The 22,475-nt window shown below is 54.6% G+C and carries 21 protein-coding genes and 1 pseudogene; 3 read left to right on the forward strand and 19 right to left on the reverse strand.

Going from position 1 to position 22,475, the window contains the following annotated elements:
* Window positions 1-245 precede the first annotated feature (245 nt).
* The 18 genes and pseudogenes from IAI47_RS11620 to IAI47_RS11705 form a co-directional block, all read right to left on the reverse strand.
* Complete coding sequence (locus IAI47_RS11620; protein WP_003853295.1) at window positions 246-644, reverse strand: lysozyme inhibitor LprI family protein; 399 nt, start codon at window positions 642-644, stop codon at window positions 246-248.
* Between the two features lie 23 nt (window positions 645-667).
* Window positions 668-1,120 (reverse strand): lysozyme inhibitor LprI family protein, encoded by a 453-nt coding sequence (locus tag IAI47_RS11625; RefSeq protein ID WP_223296448.1) that lies wholly within the window; start codon window positions 1,118-1,120, stop codon window positions 668-670.
* 22 nt (window positions 1,121-1,142) lie between these two features.
* Window positions 1,143-1,547 (reverse strand): hypothetical protein, encoded by a 405-nt coding sequence (locus tag IAI47_RS11630; RefSeq protein ID WP_223296447.1) that lies wholly within the window; start codon window positions 1,545-1,547, stop codon window positions 1,143-1,145.
* Between the two features lie 112 nt (window positions 1,548-1,659).
* Window positions 1,660-2,031 carry a T6SS amidase immunity protein Tai4 family protein gene (locus IAI47_RS11635; protein WP_223296446.1) on the reverse strand — a complete coding sequence of 124 codons (372 nt, stop codon included), beginning with the start codon at window positions 2,029-2,031 and terminating at the stop codon, window positions 1,660-1,662.
* 126 nt (window positions 2,032-2,157) lie between these two features.
* On the reverse strand, window positions 2,158-2,571 hold the full coding sequence (locus IAI47_RS11640) for a hypothetical protein (protein WP_008925982.1): 414 nt from the start codon (window positions 2,569-2,571) through the stop codon (window positions 2,158-2,160).
* Window positions 2,568-3,484: pseudogene (locus tag IAI47_RS11645) on the reverse strand (hypothetical protein). Before IAI47_RS11645 ends, IAI47_RS11640 begins: the two are co-directional and overlap by 4 nt.
* 171 nt (window positions 3,485-3,655) lie before the next feature.
* Window positions 3,656-4,138 carry a type VI secretion system tube protein Hcp gene (locus IAI47_RS11650; RefSeq protein ID WP_003853303.1) on the reverse strand — a complete coding sequence of 161 codons (483 nt, stop codon included), beginning with the start codon at window positions 4,136-4,138 and terminating at the stop codon, window positions 3,656-3,658.
* A gap of 239 nt (window positions 4,139-4,377) precedes the next feature.
* Window positions 4,378-4,638, reverse strand: a complete 261-nt coding sequence (locus IAI47_RS11655) for a hypothetical protein (RefSeq protein WP_255527121.1) — start codon at window positions 4,636-4,638, stop codon at window positions 4,378-4,380.
* A 45-nt stretch (window positions 4,639-4,683) separates the two neighbouring features.
* Window positions 4,684-6,183 (reverse strand): type VI secretion system contractile sheath large subunit, encoded by a 1,500-nt coding sequence (tssC, locus tag IAI47_RS11660; RefSeq protein WP_003853307.1) that lies wholly within the window; start codon window positions 6,181-6,183, stop codon window positions 4,684-4,686.
* A complete protein-coding gene (tssB, locus tag IAI47_RS11665; RefSeq protein ID WP_008925979.1) occupies window positions 6,180-6,713 on the reverse strand; it encodes a type VI secretion system contractile sheath small subunit in 534 nt (177 codons plus the stop codon). The genes tssC and tssB overlap by 4 nt, the downstream gene beginning before the upstream one ends.
* A gap of 79 nt (window positions 6,714-6,792) precedes the next feature.
* A complete protein-coding gene (gene tssA, locus IAI47_RS11670; protein ID WP_033743189.1) occupies window positions 6,793-7,809 on the reverse strand; it encodes a type VI secretion system protein TssA in 1,017 nt (338 codons plus the stop codon).
* Window positions 7,810-7,825: 16 nt separating this feature from the next.
* Window positions 7,826-8,542: a type VI secretion system-associated protein TagF gene (gene tagF / locus IAI47_RS11675; protein WP_003853313.1), complete on the reverse strand. Its 717-nt coding sequence runs from the start codon at window positions 8,540-8,542 to the stop codon at window positions 7,826-7,828.
* Between the two features lie 14 nt (window positions 8,543-8,556).
* Window positions 8,557-12,186, reverse strand: coding sequence for a type VI secretion system membrane subunit TssM (gene tssM / locus IAI47_RS11680; RefSeq protein ID WP_003853316.1), 3,630 nt, complete (start codon window positions 12,184-12,186; stop codon window positions 8,557-8,559).
* Between the two features lie 3 nt (window positions 12,187-12,189).
* Window positions 12,190-13,428, reverse strand: a complete 1,239-nt coding sequence (locus IAI47_RS11685; RefSeq protein WP_003853319.1) for a DotU family type VI secretion system protein — start codon at window positions 13,426-13,428, stop codon at window positions 12,190-12,192.
* Between the two features lie 17 nt (window positions 13,429-13,445).
* On the reverse strand, window positions 13,446-14,786 hold the full coding sequence (gene tssK / locus IAI47_RS11690; RefSeq protein WP_033743186.1) for a type VI secretion system baseplate subunit TssK: 1,341 nt from the start codon (window positions 14,784-14,786) through the stop codon (window positions 13,446-13,448).
* 5 nt (window positions 14,787-14,791) lie between these two features.
* A complete protein-coding gene (tssJ, locus tag IAI47_RS11695) occupies window positions 14,792-15,286 on the reverse strand; it encodes a type VI secretion system lipoprotein TssJ (protein ID WP_003853323.1) in 495 nt (164 codons plus the stop codon).
* A 23-nt stretch (window positions 15,287-15,309) separates the two neighbouring features.
* A complete protein-coding gene (locus tag IAI47_RS11700; protein ID WP_003853326.1) occupies window positions 15,310-15,906 on the reverse strand; it encodes a hypothetical protein in 597 nt (198 codons plus the stop codon).
* A gap of 1,057 nt (window positions 15,907-16,963) precedes the next feature.
* On the reverse strand, window positions 16,964-18,484 hold the full coding sequence (locus tag IAI47_RS11705; protein ID WP_008925976.1) for an aldehyde dehydrogenase family protein: 1,521 nt from the start codon (window positions 18,482-18,484) through the stop codon (window positions 16,964-16,966).
* Between the two features lie 233 nt (window positions 18,485-18,717).
* On the opposite strand from IAI47_RS11705, the gene IAI47_RS11710 reads away from it, so the two are divergent.
* Window positions 18,718-19,281: a class I SAM-dependent methyltransferase gene (locus IAI47_RS11710; RefSeq protein ID WP_003853330.1), complete on the forward strand. Its 564-nt coding sequence runs from the start codon at window positions 18,718-18,720 to the stop codon at window positions 19,279-19,281.
* Here the strand turns inward: IAI47_RS11710 and IAI47_RS11715 are convergent.
* The gene (locus IAI47_RS11715) at window positions 19,269-19,994 is read right to left on the reverse strand and encodes a glutamine amidotransferase (RefSeq protein ID WP_003853332.1); all 726 of its coding nucleotides are present in this window, start codon (window positions 19,992-19,994) and stop codon (window positions 19,269-19,271) included. The genes IAI47_RS11710 and IAI47_RS11715 overlap by 13 nt on opposite strands.
* 170 nt (window positions 19,995-20,164) lie before the next feature.
* On the opposite strand from IAI47_RS11715, the gene IAI47_RS11720 reads away from it, so the two are divergent.
* The gene (locus IAI47_RS11720; RefSeq protein ID WP_008925975.1) at window positions 20,165-21,049 is read left to right on the forward strand and encodes a DMT family transporter; all 885 of its coding nucleotides are present in this window, start codon (window positions 20,165-20,167) and stop codon (window positions 21,047-21,049) included.
* A 46-nt stretch (window positions 21,050-21,095) separates the two neighbouring features.
* Window positions 21,096-22,475 (forward strand): CoA transferase, encoded by a 1,380-nt coding sequence (locus IAI47_RS11725; protein ID WP_008925974.1) that lies wholly within the window; start codon window positions 21,096-21,098, stop codon window positions 22,473-22,475.

Here is a 22,475-nt window from a genome sequence, read left to right on the forward strand (position 1 = left end):
AGCCATCATATTTAGTTAAGCCGATAACATTGCGTTAAAGGTTTATTTTTAACTAACGAACAGGGTAATAATTAAAATAAATTCAAAGATAATCTTATTATGAGCACCAGAGACTCTCTTGCTTAAATAGCATTTATTCAGAATCATTTACAGGCATTGAAAAAACGGGATTAAAGCGTAACGCCATGCGCGATAGTTAAAGAGAATGTCGTGCCCGACTTGTAAAGCCTGAGCAAGGAAAATCATCAGTAAGGCAGTTGTTTCAGAAGAGCAATACGCTCTTTATCGATGCGGATAACACAGAGATTAGTCGCCACCGCACTCGCATTGCTGCCTTCTTCAGCCGCAAAGGCCTCCAGCCTGCACTGTCCATCACGATACTTCAGCCAGTTGCGCTGGGTATCTACCAGCGTTGCGACATAGTCATCAGCCAGTTTTTTCTGTGTGCCGTACATCTGTACAATCCGCTTTTTAGCCGTCTGGTACGCTTTGTTCAGGTCATCTTCCGCCAGCGTCTTCTGCTGAACAGTACACTGAAACAGCGTGCCGTCTGAAGGCTGTTTTGCACAGGTCTCATCAGCGATCGCTGAAGCACTTACGGAAAGGGACACACCGATCAAAACCAGTTTACTTATTCTTTTCATAATTATCTCAGCACTCTTAACGATCAATGATAGGGAATCAACTTAAGCTTTATGATTCTTTGCTCGTTAAGCTCAGAAGTGCACATATTAAAATTAGCGTTACTTAAATGACTTCCTTTATCTGCAAGATAAGAAGCCAGTTTACAGTCATTATCCCGGTACTGTAGCCACGCTCGTTGAGCGTCAGTTAATGTACTCATATATTGACTAAGCGCTTTATTATCACCTTCAAAAAGAGTTTCAACTCTGGCTTTAGCCAGTTTATATTCTTTATTTAAATCAATCTCAGTCTGGCTTCTGTTTTTCCGGGCGCAATTGTAAACTTCCTGGTCGTTATTCCCTTTTGAACAATCACTCATTGCGTGGACGGGCGAAACATACATAACCGTGATAGACAGCAATATAGAAAAACATGTTCTCATTAAAATCTTTACCTGTAATAACTTACCCATGCCTGAGCAAATGGGCAGGCTCATTATGCAGCACTTTATAAGCGGTTTATTTCATCACGCCAACATCCTGAGCAATAACATCCCCCTTGAATGTCACGATATAATCCCAGAGGTTATCGCCCTTCTGACTGGGATAAAAAGAATAGTCGTACTTTCCATTCGTAAAGCGATATCCCCTGAAGTCGCAGACATCAGGGCAATTTGTATTGATGGTCTCGCCTTTAAGGACAATTGAAGAATTATCTTTTACTTTTCTGGACTTGAGCGAAACGTTATCACAGGTAAGATTACCTTCCTCACAACTATAGGTGATATCCGCCTTGAATATTTTTCCTTCAAAGTGTGAAACTGATTTTGCTAAAGACAATGAAGGCAAACCAATAAGCACCATGATAATAATATGGATTATTTTCTTTATCATATGTTGATTCCATTTACGAGTCACTATCATGCTGAGCTTCAGCTGTAATACGCGATTACATTTAACTAAAAACATCTTCTATGAAAATTCATTTATGATATTTAGCGTTACCGTATCCCTGGAGCTTTCCACAAAAAAGAAATTAATTTTTATATTTATTATAGAGAGATTCAGCATCCGGGCTTTGCGCAAGTAGCGTGCATTTCATCATATTGAAATTTCCTGAAACCGAGCCTGTAAGGTTCATCTTCAGATAGTCATTGATTAACTTATCGCCCTCGCTGAATGCTTCAACGGGAAGATGGCTTATCTCTAACCAGGCTGACGCGCTTTTAAAGGCATCATCAGTAAAAGCCTTGTCAGTGGTTGCTTTACCTGCGCAACGGTTGAGAAGCCAGTTGCTGAAAATCTGCGGTTGTTTAAACGAGTCAGGAGCAGGAGGCGTTATCGCCAGCGCCGCAGGAGATGACGTCAGAGCCAGTAAAATCAGTAACTTTTTAATTTCAGTATCCACAGGGAGGCAACATCAGGAACAAAACTACCATTTTCTGCACCACCCAGGAAGTGACAGGTATCAGAGCAGATATTGCCGTCAGAGTGTCACACGCCCTCGGGCATTGCTGCAGTCTTATCCCTAACCTCAGTTAAATACATAAACGAAAACTGCCATAAAAACAGCCCAGCCAACGGTCAGGAAAAATGTAAACTGGTAAAGGTGGAGCGTTTTTTCCATCCACACCATTTTCTCTCTGGGTTGTTGCTGCACAAATTCATAGGCCTGAATACTGACATTTTCAGACTTAGAAAAACGCATTTTCCGCCCCTTTCTGAGATTCATGAAAAATGCTACTTTCTGATAATTAGCATAGAATCCCAAATGGTTTGCAACTTTAGTGGTCAAGTCTAGTTGCAACCCTGTACTTTGATAAAGATTGATAAAATCCTGATAAGCTTTTTGATTAACTCTAAAGAACCACGCAGTATAAACATGCAGCGAAATAACTAAAACAGATAAAATTAAGCAGCCATACATAAAAAAATCATACCAAATCATAAAATCTTATCCATCAAAATACCCGCCCCTTTTTCACCCAGCTTAGCAGAGCCATAACCACCCACTGTGGAACCAACTATTCCACAAGCTAATGCACCAATGCCTCCGGTTGCAACACCCAGTGCCACACAGGCAGATGTTGCAAGTGTTGCAGACGCCGCACCAGCTAAGATAGCTGCAGTCGTGCTTGCTGCAAACTTAGAATACTCTTTCACCGCCACTTTAGAGCATTCATTTTCTCTTTCTTTGGTACAACTGTGATAAACCTCATTAGTCGTATTTACAGCACTAAATCCTATCGAAACCCACCCATTTTCATGAATTTTGCTGCTTTGGCTGCACTATCTACATAGGTCGAATAACCACGTATTGCTGTTGTGCCTGCCGTTTGCCAATCATGGATGATAGAGGAACTGGAAAGGTTTAATGCATGTTTTATCTTCTCGTAGGGGCGCAAATTCAGCACAAATCGGGATAAACGATTCAGTAACACTTCAAGCTCACCAAACAACCGCTTCCGCTCAACAAAAAACTGCTGACCGAACAATGTTCCAGATGTCAGATATTGATTACGATAGGCATTTTCAATGGCGGTAAGTTTATTGCCAATTTCATTAAAACACTTCTCGCCTGCGTCACCTATGATACCTGAGGCTTTATCCATAAAGTTGGTAATTGCAGCAATAGAGACATAATGGCGGTTAAAGAAATCAGCCTCATCAACCGTCAGATGAGTGACACTATTATTGGTTCTGGATTTAGCCTCTTCCAGAGTGCGCATGGCTGCAGGATGATTGTTACCGTCAGGGTCAGCAACGATTAAAATCTGGCCTGGTTTAGCCCATGCAACATCAGCATTTAATTGCAAAAAATAGTTCGCGGCAGACATATTGCGCGTGCCATAAAGCCACATTGCCTGCTCAGTCAGTCTTCCCGGACGCTGAACAACACAAAATCCCGGCTCAATTGAATTTTTTCAGCCATAAACAACCTCCTTTTGCAATTAAATGAGCTAAACGTATAACCACTGCATTAATTCATTAATTTTAATGAAGATACGCCCCCTTTTCGGAGGCGTCGTTTATTACGCTTCTTTGTTGCCTTTGATGTCCCAGCCTGCGCTGCTCTCTGCGCCTTTGCCGCCGGAAGCGCTCTGCTCCCAGTACTGCTGCTTCACTTTGGATGCCTGGAAGGAGTAAGTCATTCCCAGTGTATCGCCGTTGTCGGAGCCATTGTAATTCACAGCGGTCACCAGAACGTCTTCCAGGGTGATGCGTGCATACTCAACCTGAGAGCCGCCCGCTTTACAGATAGAGAGTTCAACTTTAGCGAGATGCTTACCGCTTGCGCAGTTCTTCAGCAGCGCCGTAGTTGACTTGTCGATTAATGCATTAACGTGCAGGTCGTTAAAGTTAACCTTACCGGCACCGCCGCCGCCGCCAACAGACATGTTGCCTGGCTGAGAGGCACCCCATGAGAAAGAGGTAATATCGGTCCAGCCAGTGTGGTTTGAGTCTTTCGACTCGCCAGTAACACCGTCAACCTTCATAAACATATCAATAGCCATTATCTTTCACTCTTTATTGGTTGAGATTATTGCTTTCAAAAAAGCAAGGATATGGCAAAAAGAAAAGCATGGGGCTGAATAAAACAGTCCATATTTTACCTTTGCCTTGCTTCTGAAATATCGTCATAAACGATATTTCAGATACCGAATTACCAGACATTAAGCCGGGCAATATATATTCATCTTTTCATAATGCGGAATCGAGGTTTTCACCTTGTATTCAGAAAGCAGAGAAGCACTTAATAAATTCTTCTTAGCTTATCTCCTGCCCAGTAAAAACCTAACGAAACAGTGACTGAAAGAGCAATCAGAATACCGTTAATTATTTTCATCATTATCGTGACATTCCAGTCACAGAAGAAAATGAAATAACCTGTACAGCTGAATAAAATCAGGCCAGAAATAAATTTCAGCAGGAGATGTAATAAATACAGGACTAGCTTTTTAACCATGCTGTCATCCTCCCTGACACTCATTTCAGCAAACTTTCTGTCAGGCATCAGGCGCAAACCCCTTTCGCGCCTGAAAACCTTGCGACTCAACGTTTAAGCATTATCATTTTTCAGTGACGGCAGCTTAGAGACCAGACGCAGCGAAACGGTCAGACCTTCCAGCTGGTAGTGCGGACGCAGGAAGAATTTCGCGGCGTAATAGCCTGGGTTGTCTTCCTGCTCTTCCACATTCACCTCGGCAGCGGCCAGCGGCTTGCGGGACTTGGTCTCCTGCGAGGAGTTAGCCGGATCGCCATCGACGTAGTTCATCACCCAGTCGTTTAGCCAGCGTTCCATCTCGTCGCGCTCGCGGAAAGAGCCGATCTTGTCACGCACAATGCACTTCAGGTAATGCGCGAAGCGACAGCAGGCGAACAGGTAAGGCAGACGCGCCGCCAGACGGGCATTGGCGGTGGCATCGGCATCGTGATACTCCATCGGCTTCTGCAGTGACTGGGCACCGATAAAGGCGGCGAAGTCAGAGTTTTTGCGATGCACCAGCGGCATAAAGCCGTTTTTCGCCAGTTCGGCTTCGCGACGATCGCTGATGGCGATTTCGGTCGGGCACTTCATGTCCACGCCGCCGTCATCGCTCGGGAAGGTGTGGCACGGCAGGTTTTCCACTGCACCGCCCGACTCCACGCCGCGGATCGCCGTACACCAGCCATACTCTTTAAATGAGCGGTTGATGTTGGCGGCCATGGCGTAGGCAGCATTGCTCCAGGTGTAGTTGCCATGATCGGAACCGTCGGTCTGCTCTTCGAAGTCGAAGCTGTCGACCGGGTTGGTACGAATGCCATAAGGCAGACGCGCCAGGAAACGCGGCATCACCAGACCCAGATAGCGTGCATCTTCCGATTCACGCAGGCTGCGCCAGGCAGCATATTCAGTGTTCTGGAAGATCTTGGTCAGATCGCGTGGATTCGCCAGCTCCTGCCAGGACTCCATCTGCATCACTTCCGGCGCGGTACCGGTAATGAACGGACAGTGCGCGGCCGAACCGATACGTGCCATCTCACCCAGCAGCTCAACGTCCTGCGGGCTATGATCGAAGTAGTAGTCACCCACCAGGCAGCCAAACGGCTCGCCGCCGAACTGACCATACTCCTGCTCATAAATCTTCTTGAACAGCGGGCTTTGATCCCAGCCGGCACCCTTGTAACGCTTCAGAGTACGACCCAGCTCCTGCTTGGAGATGCTCATAAAGCGGATTTTCAGCATCTCGTCAGTTTCGGTATTGTTCACCAGATAGCTCAGGCCGCGCCAGGCGCTTTCCAGCGACTGAAACTCCGGGTGGTGAATAATCTGGTTTACCTGCTGCGACAGCTTTTCGTCGATCTCCGCAATCAGCGCCTGAATGGTCCGATACGCATCGCTGGAGACGGTGACGGTGTTTTCCAGTGCCTGCTGCGCCAGAGTTTTCACCGCGCTTTCGACCGCCGCGCGCGCCTGATCGCTTTTTGGCCGGAACTCTTTATTCAGCAGCGCACTGAACTCATCCTGACTGAAACTGGCTGCGCCCTGCGACTGCGGTTGTTGTGAAGTCTGCGTCATGCCTGCGGCTCCTTACCTTCAGTGGCCTCATCCTGCTTTGGCAGATGGGTCAGGGCCTGCAACAGCGTAGGATCCTGCAGCACCTTACCAATCAGCTCTTCCGCACCGTTTTTGCCGTCCATATAGGTCAGCAGGTTCGCCAGCTGGGTACGCGCTTCCAGCAGCTTGCTCAGTGGCTCGACGTTACGGGCCACCGCATCCGGCGAAAAGTCATCCATGCTGTCAAAGGTGAGATCGATGTTCAGCTTGCCTTCGCCATTCAGGGTGTTGTCCACCTGGAACGCGGCGCGCGGCTTCAGCGCTTTCATGCGCTCATCGAAGTTGTCGATGTCGATCTCCAGGAATTTCCGTTCGTCGATGCCCGGCTGCGGCTCCAGCGGTTTACCCACCAGATCCGCCAGCACGCCCATCACAAACGGCAGCTGGATTTTGCGTTCCGCGCCATAAATTTCCACGTCATATTCAATCTGGACGCGAGGCGCGCGATTGCGGGCAATGAACTTCTGCCCACTGGATTTGCTTGTTGCCATGGTTTTCTCCATCAATGATGCGCGGATAATGTGTCACAGCAGGCGCGCAGGTCCCGCTGTGTGAGTGGGTCACGCCTGCTTAGTCGCGACGTCCGAAAATGGTTTCCAGCTGATGAACGCCATCGGGTGCCAGTTCGCGGATGATCTCCAGAAAGTCGCGCTCGATTAAGCGCTGTACCCGATCAATCATCAGCGGGGCCGGATGACTCGGCTCATGCTGGGTGAAGTACAGTTTCACTTTCTCCAGCATCAGCTGCGCGTCGGCGCGGGAACTGATCTGTACCGTGCGCCAGTCCGCTGCAGCGCGCGGGGCCGCTGCGACAGCCGCCGGTGCAGCGGCTTCTGCGGTCTGTTCCGCCGCTGCGGTGGGAATCAGCTGGCTGAGGTCCGTGGCCTGGCAGCGTTCGGCGATCAGTGCAATCTGTCGGCGCATCTGTATCAGCTCAGGCACTGCCGCCTCGCCCAGCCGTTCGGCGATGGTTTCGCAGATGGTCTGCAGCCGCTCATGAATCTGCAGTACCGCCTCAATGCCGGGCTGGTCGCCGCGTGCCAGTTCGTCGATCAGACGCGGCAGGCCGCCGGGATAATCCGCCACTTCGGTTTTGCTGCCGTCACACAGGGCGGCAGCATCGCGCAGCGAGATGCCGTCGGACGGATAGCGCAGCAGCCAGCACTGACGCACCGCGCCGCTCAGGGAGGTCTTGTCACCCAGCAACGCCAGAGCATTGATACGGTAGAAGGGATCCTGTTCGCCGTACTCTTCCAGACGAGGCCACAGCGGCTCCCAGTAAAGCAGCAGCGCCTGTTCAATCAGCTTCAGACCCTGCGCATAGCCCGGCAACCCTTTCAGCTCCGTCCAGGCATGCGTCAGCGCCAGCATCACCCGCAAATCTTTGCTGCGGCCCAGTAAGGCTATTGCCAGCTTCTCAACTTTGTTCCAGTCGGCGGGTTCCGCGGGAATGATGGTATCGCCGAACTGCTGTTCCGCTTTGCCGGCACTGGCCTGCTCCATCGCCTGAAAATCGGCGTCGTACTCCAGGTTATCGCCGCCGGGATTCTCTTCACTGACCGGAGCCAGCAAGGCCTCTGTATTCATCGTCATGCGTGTCGCCTCAGGATTCAAACATCGGGGGATAAAGTCCGTTTCGTCCCGGCTTTGCCCCACCGGCCGGATCAAACAGCAATGAAAAGAGCTGAGCGGTGAAGTTACCGCTGTGGACCTGGGTATAAAGCGGGAAGCCGTCGCTTTGATTGGTCCACCAGAAACTGGTGTAAAACTGCGGGTCGAAGTTCTCGCCCGGCAGCGCCCAGTTCAGCGTCGAGGGCGTGTCGCCATGCCCGATGACGTTGAGAATATCTGATGACTCGCCCGCTTCCTGCGGCGGTTGCGGCTGCGGAATGCTGATCAGCGCCTGATCCAGTTGTTCCGGCGATCCGCCACCCTGCACCACCCGCAGCAGCGTATTGCCCACCTGCTGATACCACTCGCCGGAGCGGGCCAGCAGCGCGGGAGACCACTCGGCGGGGGTGAAGTGGCGCAGCGCGCAGAGCGGATAGTTACGCCCTACGCTGTCCCGTGCGGCGATCAGGCAGCCCATCTGGATCAGCTGACTGCCCAGCATCGGCGGCACCACAAAATTCCAGACCGGCGCGTTAAGGAACGGGCGCGACGGGGCGTTTTCACTCTCCTGGCTGCTCTGCCAGTGATGCAGGCCCACCTGAAACCAGCTGGACCATTGGCGATAGAGCACGTCAGGAAAGCGGCGCTTCACAAAGTCACCTGCGCTGGGCAATTTGCCGTACCAGCAGGGTGCAGCGTAATGAGTCATTGTCGGGTCCTGTTTCAGGGGCAGCTAAAGCCGGGAAGCTGGAACGGGTTACGAATGCTGCCAGGGGTGAACGACAGCGTGACCTGATGGCCCTCCACGCTGAACGTGGCTTCACGGGTCAGGCCGCCTGCAGCAGTAACCCGGGCGCGGTCAAAGAAACGATTGAGCGCCCAGGGGCCGCTGGTGACCAGCGTCGACGTGGTGCCGTTGGTCAGGCCCAGCTGCATCCGCACCTGGCTGGTGCCGCCAGGGCCGGGCCAGCTGACCATCTGCACGGCCTGCGGCCCGTGGCTGTAACGCAATTGCTGACCATCCACATCCAGCGTCAGGTTGAGGATGTCATTGTCCATTTTTACGGTGCGTAGCGTGACGCGGAAGCCTGGCGTGGTTGCGCCGTTGGCAAAGAACGCATCACGAATTGACTGCGCCTGCTGGAAAGGACGAAGCAGCGCTTCGCCACCCGGCAGCGTTTTGCCGTCAATACCTGGCGTAAAGCGCCACGATGCGTTGGTGGTGTCGACTTTGCTGGCCAGGTTGTCGCGGAAGAAGCTGTCCATCATGCCGCTGCCAGGCGCAAACATCCGGGCCAGGTCGTCAGGTGTCACTTCACTGCGCGCGGAGCGCACCAGCGGATAACGACCGGCGATCGCCTGACGACAGAAACTGCCCACCTCCATCGTGATACGTTTACGGACGTTATCCATGTCGCGGCGCTGTGCATCACTGCTGGCGCCGACCGCCATGCTGGAGACCATATTCTGTAGCGAACCGGGAAGTCTTCCGGCACTGGCCTGAAGACGACTGATCGCATCGCTGGCCGGTGGCGGCATTCCGCTGTTGGCGGCATCCTGCACCGCCGTGAGGTAGCGATAAAGGTCGTCAATCTGGTGCAGGAAGTCATCCACCGCCAGCACCTTGCTGCCCTGCTGCAGCGGCTGTGCCAGCTCAAGGATCGGCGCAAAGTGCACAGCAACGGCCTGTTCCGGAGAGACCTGCGTTGCCGCCTGTCCACGCGCAGCGCTCGCTTCAGGTGACGTAAACAGCGCTTCCAGAGTACGGGTGGCGCTGTTATCCGACGGTTTTGCTGCCTGCGCGGTTTTCTCATCGGGTTGCGCCCGGTTCAGCGTCAGCAGATTGCTGAGATTGATGACCAGCTGGCGCAGCGGCGAGTGATTGCCTGACAGCAGACGCGCGGTGTTGATACGTTGCGAAAGGTCGGCGCTGCTGTTGAGCTGGATATCACTCAGAAACTGCTCCCACTGGCGGATATAGTCCTGCACATAGAGCTGGCGAACCGCGAGATCGGTCTGCTCACTTTTCTGTTGCGGCGCAGCACCGCCCAGTACCCAGAGATCGTCCTGATAAAGTGCCTGCGTTACCGGGGCAATCTGCTTATCGACATGCTGCCAGTAACCGTCCGGTGTATAGAGACCGGACACCCCGTCATTCACCGATTTACCGCTTTTGCGGGAAAACACCAGCTCGCTCTGAGGCCCGCCCAGCGACGCCAGCGTGACCGGTTGCAGGCTGTCATCCCGTTGCAGCAGGCGCTTCAGTCGTCCATAAACCCGCTGTGACAGCGGCATCTGATTAATCATTTCCTGCTCGCGCTTTACCAGTGCGTCATCCTTCGCGTAGGGCGACGAGTGGATCTGCGTTTCCAGCAGCTGTTGCAGATGCCACGCCAGCTGTTTTACCTGCTGCTGCGTGACGTTCTGCGGCAGCTCACGTGAGAGATTCAGCATCAGCCAGGCCTGCAGGAATTTGCCATCGTAGTGCTTCGGCTGATAGAGCATCTGATACGCCTTCAGCGCTTCATAGCTGTAGTCCGCATCGCTGCCAGTGTCATTACGCAGCCAGCGGGTGATGTTCTGTGCCACCTGCGGCAACAGCAGCTGTTTCAGTGCTTTGTCGTAAAGCGCGCGGGTTGCATCGCTGACCTCGGTGCCGCGATAAAGCCCCATGCGGCGCGTCAGCGGTGGAGACTCCAGCGAGAAGTCGGCGCTTTCTGGCAGGTGCAACAGGGTGTTGAGATAGGGCACCAGCGCAAAGAGATCGCCGTTGACCTGCTGCTGAAGCTGATTGCCCAGTTGCTCAACCTGTGGCCCTTTAGCAGCCATCTCCTGCAGGTAAGTTTTGTTCTTGCTGTAACTGGTAAGCCACAGTCCGCCCGCCACCAGTAGCAGCACCAGCAGCGCCAGATACCCCGACCACAATCCGGCGCGGTTGCGCAGTTCCCACCAGCGATTACTGCCCGCCAGGCCCGACTCCTGGAAAATCACATTTTCCAGCACTCCTTTCAGGAAGAAGCTCTGGCCTTTGTTCTGTGGAATTGGCGCGTCTTTATCAACCTGATCCCATCTGCCTGATTCGCCCGCCTGCTGACCTGGCAGATTCAGCGCGCGGTTCAGCTCGCCCATCACCCGGTCAAACGGCAGTCCTTCCTGGGTGCCGCTGGCAAAATAGATGCCGCGTGGCGCGAACTGGGTTTCAAAATCGGAGCGGGCAAACAGCGTATCAAGTGCGTCTGCCAGTAATGGACGTAACGCCGCAAACTCCTGCGGGAAGAGATAACTTTCCGCCCGCGCCTGGGCGTCACTCTCCATCAGCAGACGGTCGGCCAGTCCGGCATCAAGTCGCTGTTGCAGCAGTGAATACTCCTGCTGGAACTGGCTGTTCAGCTCAAAATCGGCGGCAGATGCCTTCGCCCACGGAAAAGTGAACCCCCAGATTTGTTCGCGCTGGGCTTTGTCCAGTGAGCCGAAGTAGCTGCGGAAGCCTTTAAGCAGGTCAGCTTTGGTGACCAGCACATAGACCGGGAAACGGATGCCGAGACGATCGTGCAGCTCCATCAGACGCTGACGCAGCGCCAGCGCCTGGTTGCGCAGTGCCTCGGGCGACTGGCTCAGCAGATCGGAGACGCTCAGGGTGACGATGACACCGTTAATTGGCTGACGTCCGCGATATTTACGCAGCAGGTCGAGGAAATGATGCCATTCGCTGGCATCGCTATCCTGCTGACTCTCCTGGGTGCTATAGCGCCCGGCGGTATCGAGAAGGACTGCATCATTGGTGAACCACCAGTCGCAGTTGCGGGTGCCGCCGATGCCGCGCAGCGCCGACTTGCCGAACTTGTCCGCCAGCGGAAACTGCAGGCCGGAGTTGACCAGCGCGGTGGTTTTACCGGCACCGGGTGCGCCGATGATCATGTACCACGGCAGCTGATAGAGATACTGGCGGCCAAAGCGCTGCGCCCAGAACGGCGTGCCCTTGCTGCTGTGGCGCTGAAAATGCGCCTTTCTCAGCATCTCTGTGGCTTCAGAGAAGCGCCCTGCCAGCACCTGCTCTTCACTTGTCAGACGCTGACGATCTGCTTCCGGCGCATCGCTTTTGCCGGTTTCCAGACTCGACATCAGCTTGCGGTTGAGCCAGTAATTGTAAAGCCGTGGGATCGCCTGCCCCAGACCCCAGACCAGATAGAGCAGTGCGATACTGATCATCCGGTTCTGCTCTGGTTCAAGCGGCCGCGAATCAACGATAGAGAAGACCGGGCCAATGACCCAGATAATGAATGAGAGCGCGGTGATGCCGACAAAGCCCCACGCGAGGCGGCTGGTCAGCACCGCAAACAGAATATTCAGCATGGATCAGTTCCCTCTCGCCAGGCCGTTAAGTTCGGCATGCGTCGCATCCGGCGCCACCAGCAGTGTGATTTCAACGCGACGGTTACGTGCGCGATTTTCTGCGCTGTTGTTTGGCACCAGCGGATTGCTTTCGCCGCGCCCTTCCGCTTTCACCCGTGATGGATCTGCCAGTTGCTGTTGCAGCAGGGACTGCACCGACCGCGCGCGTGCCAGCGAAAGCTCAAAGTTGGAGCCGAAGCGCGCACTGCGGATCGGTACGTTATCGCTGTAACCAATCACCTGAATCTGGCCACTGACGTTGTTCATGGCGGCGGCAATGCGCTGGATCACGTCGACATAGCGTCCGCGCACGTCGGTGGCCGCCGAAGCAAACAACCCATCCCCTTTCAGAGTCACTACGCTACGGTCCGCTTCATCACGTACCGCCACCAGCCCGGCATCAATTTCCGGTTTCAGGAAACCGCGCAGGTCGAGCGTGGCGGGCGGTGGCGGCGCAGGGTTGCCGATCTTCACTTCCGGTAGCGCCGTCTGATAGATGCGGGCCAGAACCGGCGAGGTGTAATCGCCCAGACGCCAGTTGAGCACGATATAGAACAGACAGGCCGCCAGCCCGGCGACTGCGGCGCAGGCCCAGAGCGGGATCATCGGTCGCCACAGCTTGCGCAGCACCGGCTGATCGGTGGGATGCGGTGACAGCGCCGTCGCGTAATTGCCGCGCACGCTTCTGATCATCTGCAGCAGACGCTGTTTGATGGTCTCCAGCTGCGAACGGCCATTGTCCAGCACCCGGTAGCGGCCTTCGAACCCCAGCAGCAGGCAGAAGTAGATCAGCTCCAGCATCAGAATGTGGCGTCTTGGGTTCTGCGACAGCTTGGCCAGTAGCTGGAAAAACTTCTCGCCACCCCAGGTTTCGTTGTGAAACGTCACCAGTAAGCCGTTGCTGGTCCAGACGCCGCGACTGCCCCACGGGGTCAGCGCCGCCGCCTCATCCAGCGCGGTACAAAGGCAGTAACGCGCGCCGATGATCACTTCGTAGCCGAGACCGGACTGCTGGCAGCTCAGCTCGAAGCGGCGAATCTGGTCAATCAGTTGCTGGCGCAGTTGCGCCGGATCGTCATGCGATACCGAATGGCGGATCTGTGGAATCGCGTTAATCAGGGGGTTAGCCGCCGCGACCAGCACATTCTGGTGGCTGGCATCGGGCGCAAGATCGCTGTGTGATTTTTGTTGTTCCTGCATCATGCTGCGTGCTCAGTTTATTATTCTGACTGACTGCGGATGGCCCAGAACTCCATGTTCAGGCCCGGAAACTCACCGGCAAGATGCAGCGCAAAAGCGCCCGAGCGCTCCATCTCTTTCCATAGCTCGCTGTTCTTATCCAGTTCGAAATAGCTGTATCCGGCATGCCACGGGATCTGCGGCGGCGCGCCAGGCATCGCCCGAAGTGCCAGGCCCGGTAGTTGCAGCTGCACCAGATCGCGGATTTTACTGACCGGCGCGACTTTCATCTGCGCCGGGAAATGGGTTTTTAGGGTATCAGCCGGCACGCTGGCTTTTACTGCCAGCACAAAGCCAAACTCATGCACCATGCTGCTTTCCGGTACAGTGGCGACGTTCAGGCCGTGCGAGCGCTGGGTCAGCGGCAGCTGAATCGCGCTCTCTTCCATGACCTGCGACAGTCCCTGGCGCAACAGCAGCGACAGACGGCTAAAGCAGCTGTGGAGATCGTCATGGTCATAAAGCGGCAGCGCTTCAGGTGCGCGGGCGGGCGTCCAGGTGCTGAGTTCCGCCGCCAGTTGCAGCCAGTGGCTATAGAGCGTTTCAGGATGCAGTAACGGCAGATGTTGCAGATGGCTGTGCAGGCCAAGCTGACGATTGAGCAGCGCCAGCAGCATAAAATCGACCATATCAGCGCTGTTGAAGCGGCCGGTGCCCGGCGCTCGCTGACTCAGTTGCTGACTGCGCTGCTGGATCAGCCCGTGCAGGTCGTTAAACATGTTTTGCAGTGGACGACTGCTGTTCAGGCCCAGCATCGGCGGGATGTAGTCGCTGTCGAGCCGGATGTGATTGTCGCTGCGTTTTTCAATCACCTGCGCCACGCCCATCGCAGTCCACTCGGCGGTAAGATCCTGCTCCAGCATCAGACGCAGGCGCAGCTTGCCGAATTGCACTGTGGCGCTGCCCACGGCCTGTGCGTTGTCATCTTCCACGTCCGCTTCCCAGGCCAGGTAGCGCGCCAGAGAGTCCTGCGACTCCTGAAAAGCGACGGCTTCGCGGCCATTGCGTCGGGCCGGTATCGCCAGCACGACCTTGCTGCGGTCAACAGAGGCCGGAAGATCCAGCGGTGCCGGGCCATGCTGTGGCTGGCTGAAGGAGAAAAATGTGCCATCCGGCAGGCAGCCGCTGGCGGCGCTCAGCGCCAGTTTTCCCTGACGCAGCAACGCTTCATCAAACTCCAGATCGTAAAAGCCCCAGGTATAAGCGCGCTGTGACTGGCCCCACTCACGCAGGGTGCTGAGAAGATAATTTTCTGACTGCTGGAAATGATGGGGACGCAGGAACATCCCCTCGGTCCAGACCACTTTTTCGGCTCTGTTCATAGGCATCACTGTTTTTCCACGCGAAGGCCATTAATCCCCGCCACAATGCGCGCATTCAGCTCGCCATCGTTACGTTTCCAGAACGCCCAGAATGAGGGCGACGCATCTTCAGGCACCGGCAGCGACAGGCGCCAGACTTTGCCGTCCAGCGCCTGATATTCCGCCATGATGCCGATGAAGCGTGTCTCCGGCAGGCTCTTGATGCGCAGCGTTTTACTGCGCTGCTCGGGTGTCAGGAAGAACTGCTGGGTATTGAGTTGTGCGCTGCCCAGTACGGTGGCGGACTGGTTTTGCAGGGAGAAGAAGTCTGCTGACATGAACTCCGCATCGGAGCTCAGTAACAACACCCGGACTTTCAGCGGCGCACCGCCATTGAGCTGATTCTGTCCTTGCACGTCCAGGTTGTAATAAGCCACAGGCTGCTTACTGCTGCTACAGGCCGCCAGCAGCAACGCCAGCAGCACTATCAGCCCACCACGCAGTTGAGTTGTTCTCATCATCAAGCCCTCCCTGCTTTTTGCGATTAGTTAATGATCCAGGTTCCGTTGGTGCTGTTCTGACAGGCAGTGCTGTCACCATTCACCGCGACACAGGTTTTCTTCTTGCTGCTACTGCGCGCACGACGTTTAGGCTGATCGGCTTTAACTGTCTGATCGTAGAGATCGCTTTTCACCACGGCGCGAAACGGCACATAGCCCGTCAACGTAACTGTCGCCTGCGGCGTGGCAGATTGCGGTGCATCTTTCACGGTAGCCGTGCCGCTATCCGGTTTCGCTTCTGCAGCCTGGGCCGGTTCACCCAGCGCCAGCCAGTTGTTCTCCACCTGACCAATCACGGTATAGCTTTCACCGGTTTTCAGCGTCTCCACCACCTTGCCACCGTAGCCTGGCTGGCTCATCACCGAGCCAGGATAGAGCGCGCGGTAAGTCTCGTTAATCGGGCTGAACTGCGCGGGGGGTTTTACGGCATAACGGTGGCTGAGCGCTACGCCGTCCACCGTGCTGGTGACCAGTGTGTCATCGGTCATTTTTGGCGGTGTTTTACAACCCGCGAGAGAGAAAACAAACATCAGGCCTAGTGCAATGTGGAGCTTCGCCATTTTTTTCATGTTGTGTTCCATTCATATCCTGGAGAGAGGCCAAAGGCCGGTTGTGAGTGTTGAAAATTTAGAAACAGGGCTTGAAAGAAGCGCAATCAGGGCCATTCAGAATGATCATTCTTAAACGAACGGCGCAAAACTGTTGCGTAACCTTACAAAAAACGATCAGTTAAAGTTAAGTATGAAAAACCATCAGCGAAGGTATGAGCGGGAATGAAGAAGAATCTGACCTGGCAATAAACGATCAGAAACATGATCAATTTTTTCCCGGCAAATTTGAGCAGGCAGGCAAAACCCAAGTTTTACTAATGCCATCCCTGGTCGTAAAACCGACAAACTGAATACAATTTACATACACAACGCTATTCGCTTACGAAATAAAATGACTTAACACACCTGTTAACACATGAATTAAATGCTTAATTTTCATGTATTTATTATCATTATAAAATTTCATAGCTACCGCACGAGCCAGGTAGTCCCTGCCCGTGGGTCTGAAATTACGATCCATGTGTAAATATAAGCTGCGAGTTTACAGAAGATTGACAAAATTTCAACGGGCCTATTTCATTAGAATTTACTTAAGAAATAATTAACTAAATAAGTTAAGCCAAATATGTCGAGCTTTTAAGCACCCACTTAGGACAAATCTTAACAACATGCAAAAATATAAAGTATTTTTACAAATTAGTGTTTTCACCCCTGAAGCATCATTAAAGTAACTCATGTAAAAAGTGGCGCTGATTGCGGGTGACGGAAGCGTGGTGAGAAACGGCCTCCTTCCGTAAAGTGCCGTTAAAGCGGCAGGATTTATCTGTAAAGAGACAATTTATCAATGAGTTAATGGATTGAATGACAGCGTTGCCGTGTGTGAAGAAGGGAAAGGAATTAAGGCAGATAAGCGAAACGCTACACGGCCACACTCTGTGCGCAGCCAGGACTGATTAAGCGTTCTTTACAAAAATCTGACCGCTGATAAGTTTAAGTGTGTCAGCAGGTTACAAAGTCGGGACATAAAAAAACCACGCCTCAGCGTGGTTTAACGGTAACAAACGGAAAAATTATTTGGTCAGGTCGATCAGAAGAAGCCCAGCGGCTCGATGCTGTAACTGACCAGCAGGTTTTTGGTCTGCTGATAGTGGTCCAGCATCATTTTGTGCGTCTCGCGACCAATACCCGATTTTTTATACCCACCAAACGCGGCGTGTGCCGGATAGAGGTGGTAGCAGTTAGTCCAGACGCGACCGGCTTTAATCGCCCTGCCCACCCGATAAGCACGGTTGATATCTCGTGTCCAGACACCCGCACCCAGCCCATAAATAGAGTCGTTAGCAATGCTGACCGCTTCCGCCTCATCCTTAAAAGTGGTAATGCCAATCACCGGTCCAAAGATCTCCTCCTGGAAAACCCGCATGCTGTTGTTGCCTTTCAGCAGGGTTGGCTGAATGTAGTAGCCGCTATTAAGTTCATCATCCAGCTTCTCAACACCCCCACCCACCAGCACTTCAGCCCCCTCCTGTCGGGCAACCTCAAGATAAGAGAGAATTTTATCAAACTGCTGCTGTGACGCCTGCGCGCCCACCATGGTCTCGGTGTCCAGCGGATCGCCCCGTTTAATGGTTTTAACCCGCTTCATCACGGCCGCCATGAACGGCTCGTAGATAGACTCCTGCACCAGTGCACGTGACGGACAGGTACAGATTTCGCCCTGATTCAGGAAGCCCAGCACCACGCCTTCAGCGGCTTTCTCAATAAAGCTCTCTTCCGCCTGCATGATGTCTTCAAAGAAGATGTTGGGTGATTTGCCCCCCAGTTCGACCGTTGAGGGAATCAGGCTTTTCGCTGCCAGTTCCAGAATGTGACCCCCGGTGGCGGTAGAGCCGGTAAAGGCCACCTTAGCAATGCCGGAGTGAGAAGCCAGCGCTTCGCCTGCCTCTTTACCAAAGCCGTGCACCACGTTCAGCACGCCTGGCGGCAGCAGGTCTTTAATCAGATCGACAAAAACGGTGATCGACAGCGGCGTCTGTTCTGCCGGTTTAAGTACAACGCAGTTACCTGCGCCCAGCGCCGGCGCCAGTTTCCAGGCCGCCATTAATAGCGGGAAGTTCCAGGGGATAATTTGCGCCACCACGCCCAGCGGCTCATGGAAATGGTAGGCAGCGGTGAACTCATCAATCTCTGCCGCACTGCCTTCCTGCGCCCGCACACAACCGGCAAAGTAGCGGAAGTGATCGACCGCCAGCGGCATATCCGCCGCCAGCGTTTCGCGTACCGGTTTCCCGTTGTCCCAGGTTTCATAGACCGCCATGATCTCCAGATGCTGTTCCAGCCGATCGGCGATCTTCAGTAACAGCAGAGAACGTTGTTGTGGCGATGTCTTTCCCCAGGCGTCAGCCGCCGCAGCCGCAGCGGCGACGGCGTTATCAACATCGGCGGCATCTGAGCGGGGAAACTCACCGGCCGCAGAGCCGTTCACTGGCGAAGTATTGGTGAAGTAGTTGCCGTTCACCGGCGCGACGAATTCACCATTAATGAAGTTGCCATAATTCTTTTGTAATGTGATCAGAGAACCCTGTTCTCCGGGGGCGGCGTAACGCATGGTCATTCTCCTGACAGGTGACTGATGTAACAATGATGAAACTTATTATCAACATGAAGCATCATTGAGAGCCTGTCAGGTCTGTTATCCGGAAACTGTGACCGCCCCGAAGGAATAGGCGTTTCCGCTTCGTCTTTAGATAATTCCGACTTTTACCCAAACGGCTGTTCAAAGAGAAACTTCTGCGGCACAAAGAGGGTCAACCTGAGGATAAATTCATTCTGGAGATGAACATGCTGGCTTCAGCTATTACCCTGATGCGCGCTAAAGCCAATTTCGTGCATCAGTTTATCCGCAACCCACGCAAGATGGGCAGCATTACGCCCTCATCTGAGGCGTTGTGCCGCGCCATGATCGCATCAGTCGAATGGCCTGAAACATTACGTGTTGCCGAACTCGGCGCGGGTGATGGGGTGCTGACGCGCTGGATACTGGATCAGATGTCACCTGATGCCACGCTGGATGCTTTTGAGATCAGTAACACGCTGGCAGACAAACTTGTTGCGATGGATGATCCACGCATGACAGTACGGACCTGTTCTGCGGAGTACCTGAGCGGGGAATATGACGTGATTTTCTCTGGCCTGCCGCTGCTGTCACTTCCGCCTGAGCTGCGTGAAGCCATTCTGCGCGCGGTTTATAACGCCCTCGGCCCGAAGGGCGTGTTTGTGCAGTTCCAGTACACCTCGCTGACCCAGCCTGACTTGTCGCGCTACTTCACCTGGGAGCGCCAGCGGGTGCTGAAAAATGTGCCACCCGCCTGGGTTTATCGCTGCACGCGTCACTACGCGCCCTGAGCACGCCCCATTGCCGGGCGCGTCTGTTGCCAGAATGCCACCAGCAACGCACGCGCCCAGTCTTTTCCTTCAATGTCGTTTGCCCCATCCTCTTTACAGCCCTCAGGCAGGCATGCGTTCATGATGTGCCGTGTAAATTCGGGATGAAACTGCACCGAGATCGCCTGCGGCGTATAGCGCACAATCTGACAGCCATCGCGTGCAGACGCGGCCAGCACCTGCGCCTGAGGCGGCGCGCTGATAACCGACTGACGATGCGATAGCCAGACGCTGAAATCCTGTGGCAGGTTTTGCAGCAGCGGATCGCGCTGCGCCTGAGCTGAGCAGCGAATCGGTAACAGACCACGCTCCCATCCATTGGGGTTATCTGCCACTTCGCCGCCCAGCGCATAGGCCATCAGCTGATGACCATAGCAGACGCCCAGCAGCGGCAGATCATGATCAATCGCTGCCCGAATCCATGCGGCACTGCGTTCGCTCCACTCAGCGTGATCGGTGACCATCGCCCAGGAACCGCTGAGGATCGCCCCGGATATCTGATCGAAATCGGGTAATGCCTCGCCCAGATGGGGCCGGACAATCAGGTACGCATCAGGTTGCAAATCCAGCGCATCAATAAACCAGCGTGGCTGTTCACCAATCTCTGAGACGACGTTTGCGGGTGGGACTTCAAGCTGAATTAACGCAAGGGGTAACGCGGACACAGGTGTCATACCGAATCGGTTCCTTAAGAAGTCGTTTCAAATCAGTCTGCCAGCATCGCACGCAAAAGTCTCAGCGGCTGCGCGGCAATTGCAGAAAATTTGTTGCTGCGATTGGCTGGAATGCCGCAGTTCGTGCCATCATTAGCGGGCTAAGCAAAAATCATCAAAAGGATATTATCGTGGCTGTGCGGCATTTTTTTCTGATTCTGATGGTGGTTTCAATCTGGGCCTTCAACAACGTTGCCGTGAAATGGGGCCTGCTGGAGCTGCCGCCTCTGTTTCTGACGTTTATGAGATTTGTGGTCGTGGCCATCGTGCTGGTGCCGTTTTGTCGGATTAACCGTCAGCAGTTACGCTGGCTGCTGCTGCTGGCGTTTACGTTCGGTTTTATGCACTTCTCGCTACTGTTTGTCGGCCTGCGCTACACCGATGCCGGCACTGGCGCCATTGTGGTGCAGCTGGGAACGCCGATTGCGATGCTGCTGGCGATGGTGGTGTTGAAAGAGAAGCTGAAGCTGGTGCAGTTGCTGGGCATTATGATCTCGCTGAGCGGCGTGGTCGTGCTCTCCGGCAGCCCGACGATTCCGTCCTGGTGGGTGCTTTGTCTGCTGCTGTGCAGCGCCACCGGCTGGGCCGTCAGTAATCTGATTGTGAAGAAGTCACCGCCGATAAAGCCCTTAACCATGACCGGATGGATTGCGTTCCTGGCGATTCCAATCACAGGCGCGTCCAGCTTTGTGATGGAGTCGAACCAGCTCTATGCCCTGCAGCATGCAGGCTGGCACGGCTGGTTCGCAATTCTCTACAGCGCCATCGCCTCATCGATTGTGGCGTATACGCTGTGGTATATGCTGCTAAAGAAATATAACGTCAATCTGATCATGCCCTACTCGCTGCTGACGCCGGTTTTATCCGTGCTGATGGGGATTGTGGTACTCGGTGACAGCCTGAACAGCTTTAAGATTATCGGTGCTTCACTGGTGATCCTCGGCACGGCCATCGCGGTGATTAACCTGCGTAACCTGCGGATGCATGCCCGCTTCCCGCGCCTGCGGCGGCGTTAATCCGGCGTGCTATGCTTGAGAAATGACCTTTCTCAGGGAGCACAACATGGACTTAAAGCTTGCCGCTTCTTTGTGGCAGCAGATGCAGCAGGGATTGCGGGGCGACGCCGACGCCTTGCCTCTTCCCGCTTTCGTTGATCGCGCCACCTTCTCTTCTGCTTTTGCCGTCAGTGAACTGGCGGCCACCAGCATTGGTCTGGCAACTCAGGCCACCGCCGCGCTCATCGCCGCCTCCCGCCCTGACTATTGCTCTCCGCCCGTCGCCGTTAATGTACGCCTGGCATCGCGCTGGTTTCAGCAGAGTTTTTATCCGCTGAACCGTGCTGCACCCGCGATGTGGGATGCGTTTGCCGGTGACTATCGCAGCCGCGATGGCTGGATCCGCCTGCATACCAATGCCGCACATCACCGGCTGGCGATGGAGCAGGTGCTGGGCGCGCACGCCGATCGCGCGGCGCTGGCGATGCAGGTCCAGCAGTGGCAGGCCAGCGAACTGGAGCAGGCGATTATTGATGCCGGTGGCTGTGCCGCAGAGATGCGAAGCGCCGCTGCCTGGCAGCAGCATCCGCAGGGTCAGGCAGTGCAGCGCGAACCGCTGTTTAGCTGGCAGATCACCCAGCCAGCTCCTCTGCCCGACTGGCCGCTGGCCGAGGCGCGTCCGTTAATGGGTATAAAAGTTCTGGATCTGACGCGGATTATTGCCGGGCCGGTCGCTACCCGGATTCTTGCCAGCCTGGGGGCCCGCGTGCTGCGCATCGATCCGCCGGGCTGGCAGGAGCCGACACTGGATGAGGAGCTGAGCTGCGGCAAGCGCCGTGCGGTGCTCGACCTGACTCAGACTGCCGATCGCGAGCAGTTTATCCGCCTGCTGCGCGAGGCAGACGTGCTGGTGCATGGCTATCGGGCGGATGCGCTGGAACGGCTTGGGTTTGATGCAGAGACCCTTCAGGCGCTCTCACCTGGCCTTGTCCTTGCCGGGCTTAATGCGTGGGGCTGGCAGGGACCGTGGCGCAACCGCCGGGGGTTTGACAGTCTGGTGCAGATGGGATGTGGCATTGCTGAACGGGGTATGCAGTGGCAGCAGAGCGACAAACCGGTTCCGCTGCCAGTTCAGGCACTGGATCATGCCACTGGCTATCTGCTGGCGGCGGCGGTGCTGGAGGGATTGAGGCGACGCGTTACAGATGGTCACGGCAGCCAGGTTCGGCTGTCACTGGCGCGTACCGCATGGCTATTGCAGCAGCACCCACTCGGGCAGTGCGCAGGCGCTGGCATTGAGCCACAGGTTAAAGATAACCTGCCCTGTTACGAATTAACGCCGTGGGGATTGGGGGTAAGGCTGCGGGCAGCAGCCTGGCTCCCCGGCACCCCGCAGATGTTCGCGACATCTGGCTCCGCGCCGGGTACGCACCCGGCGACCTGGTGA

Origin of the sequence: Pantoea sp. MT58 (assembly GCF_014495885.1) — a bacterium.
In the GTDB taxonomy this organism is placed as follows: domain Bacteria; phylum Pseudomonadota; class Gammaproteobacteria; order Enterobacterales; family Enterobacteriaceae; genus Pantoea; species Pantoea eucalypti.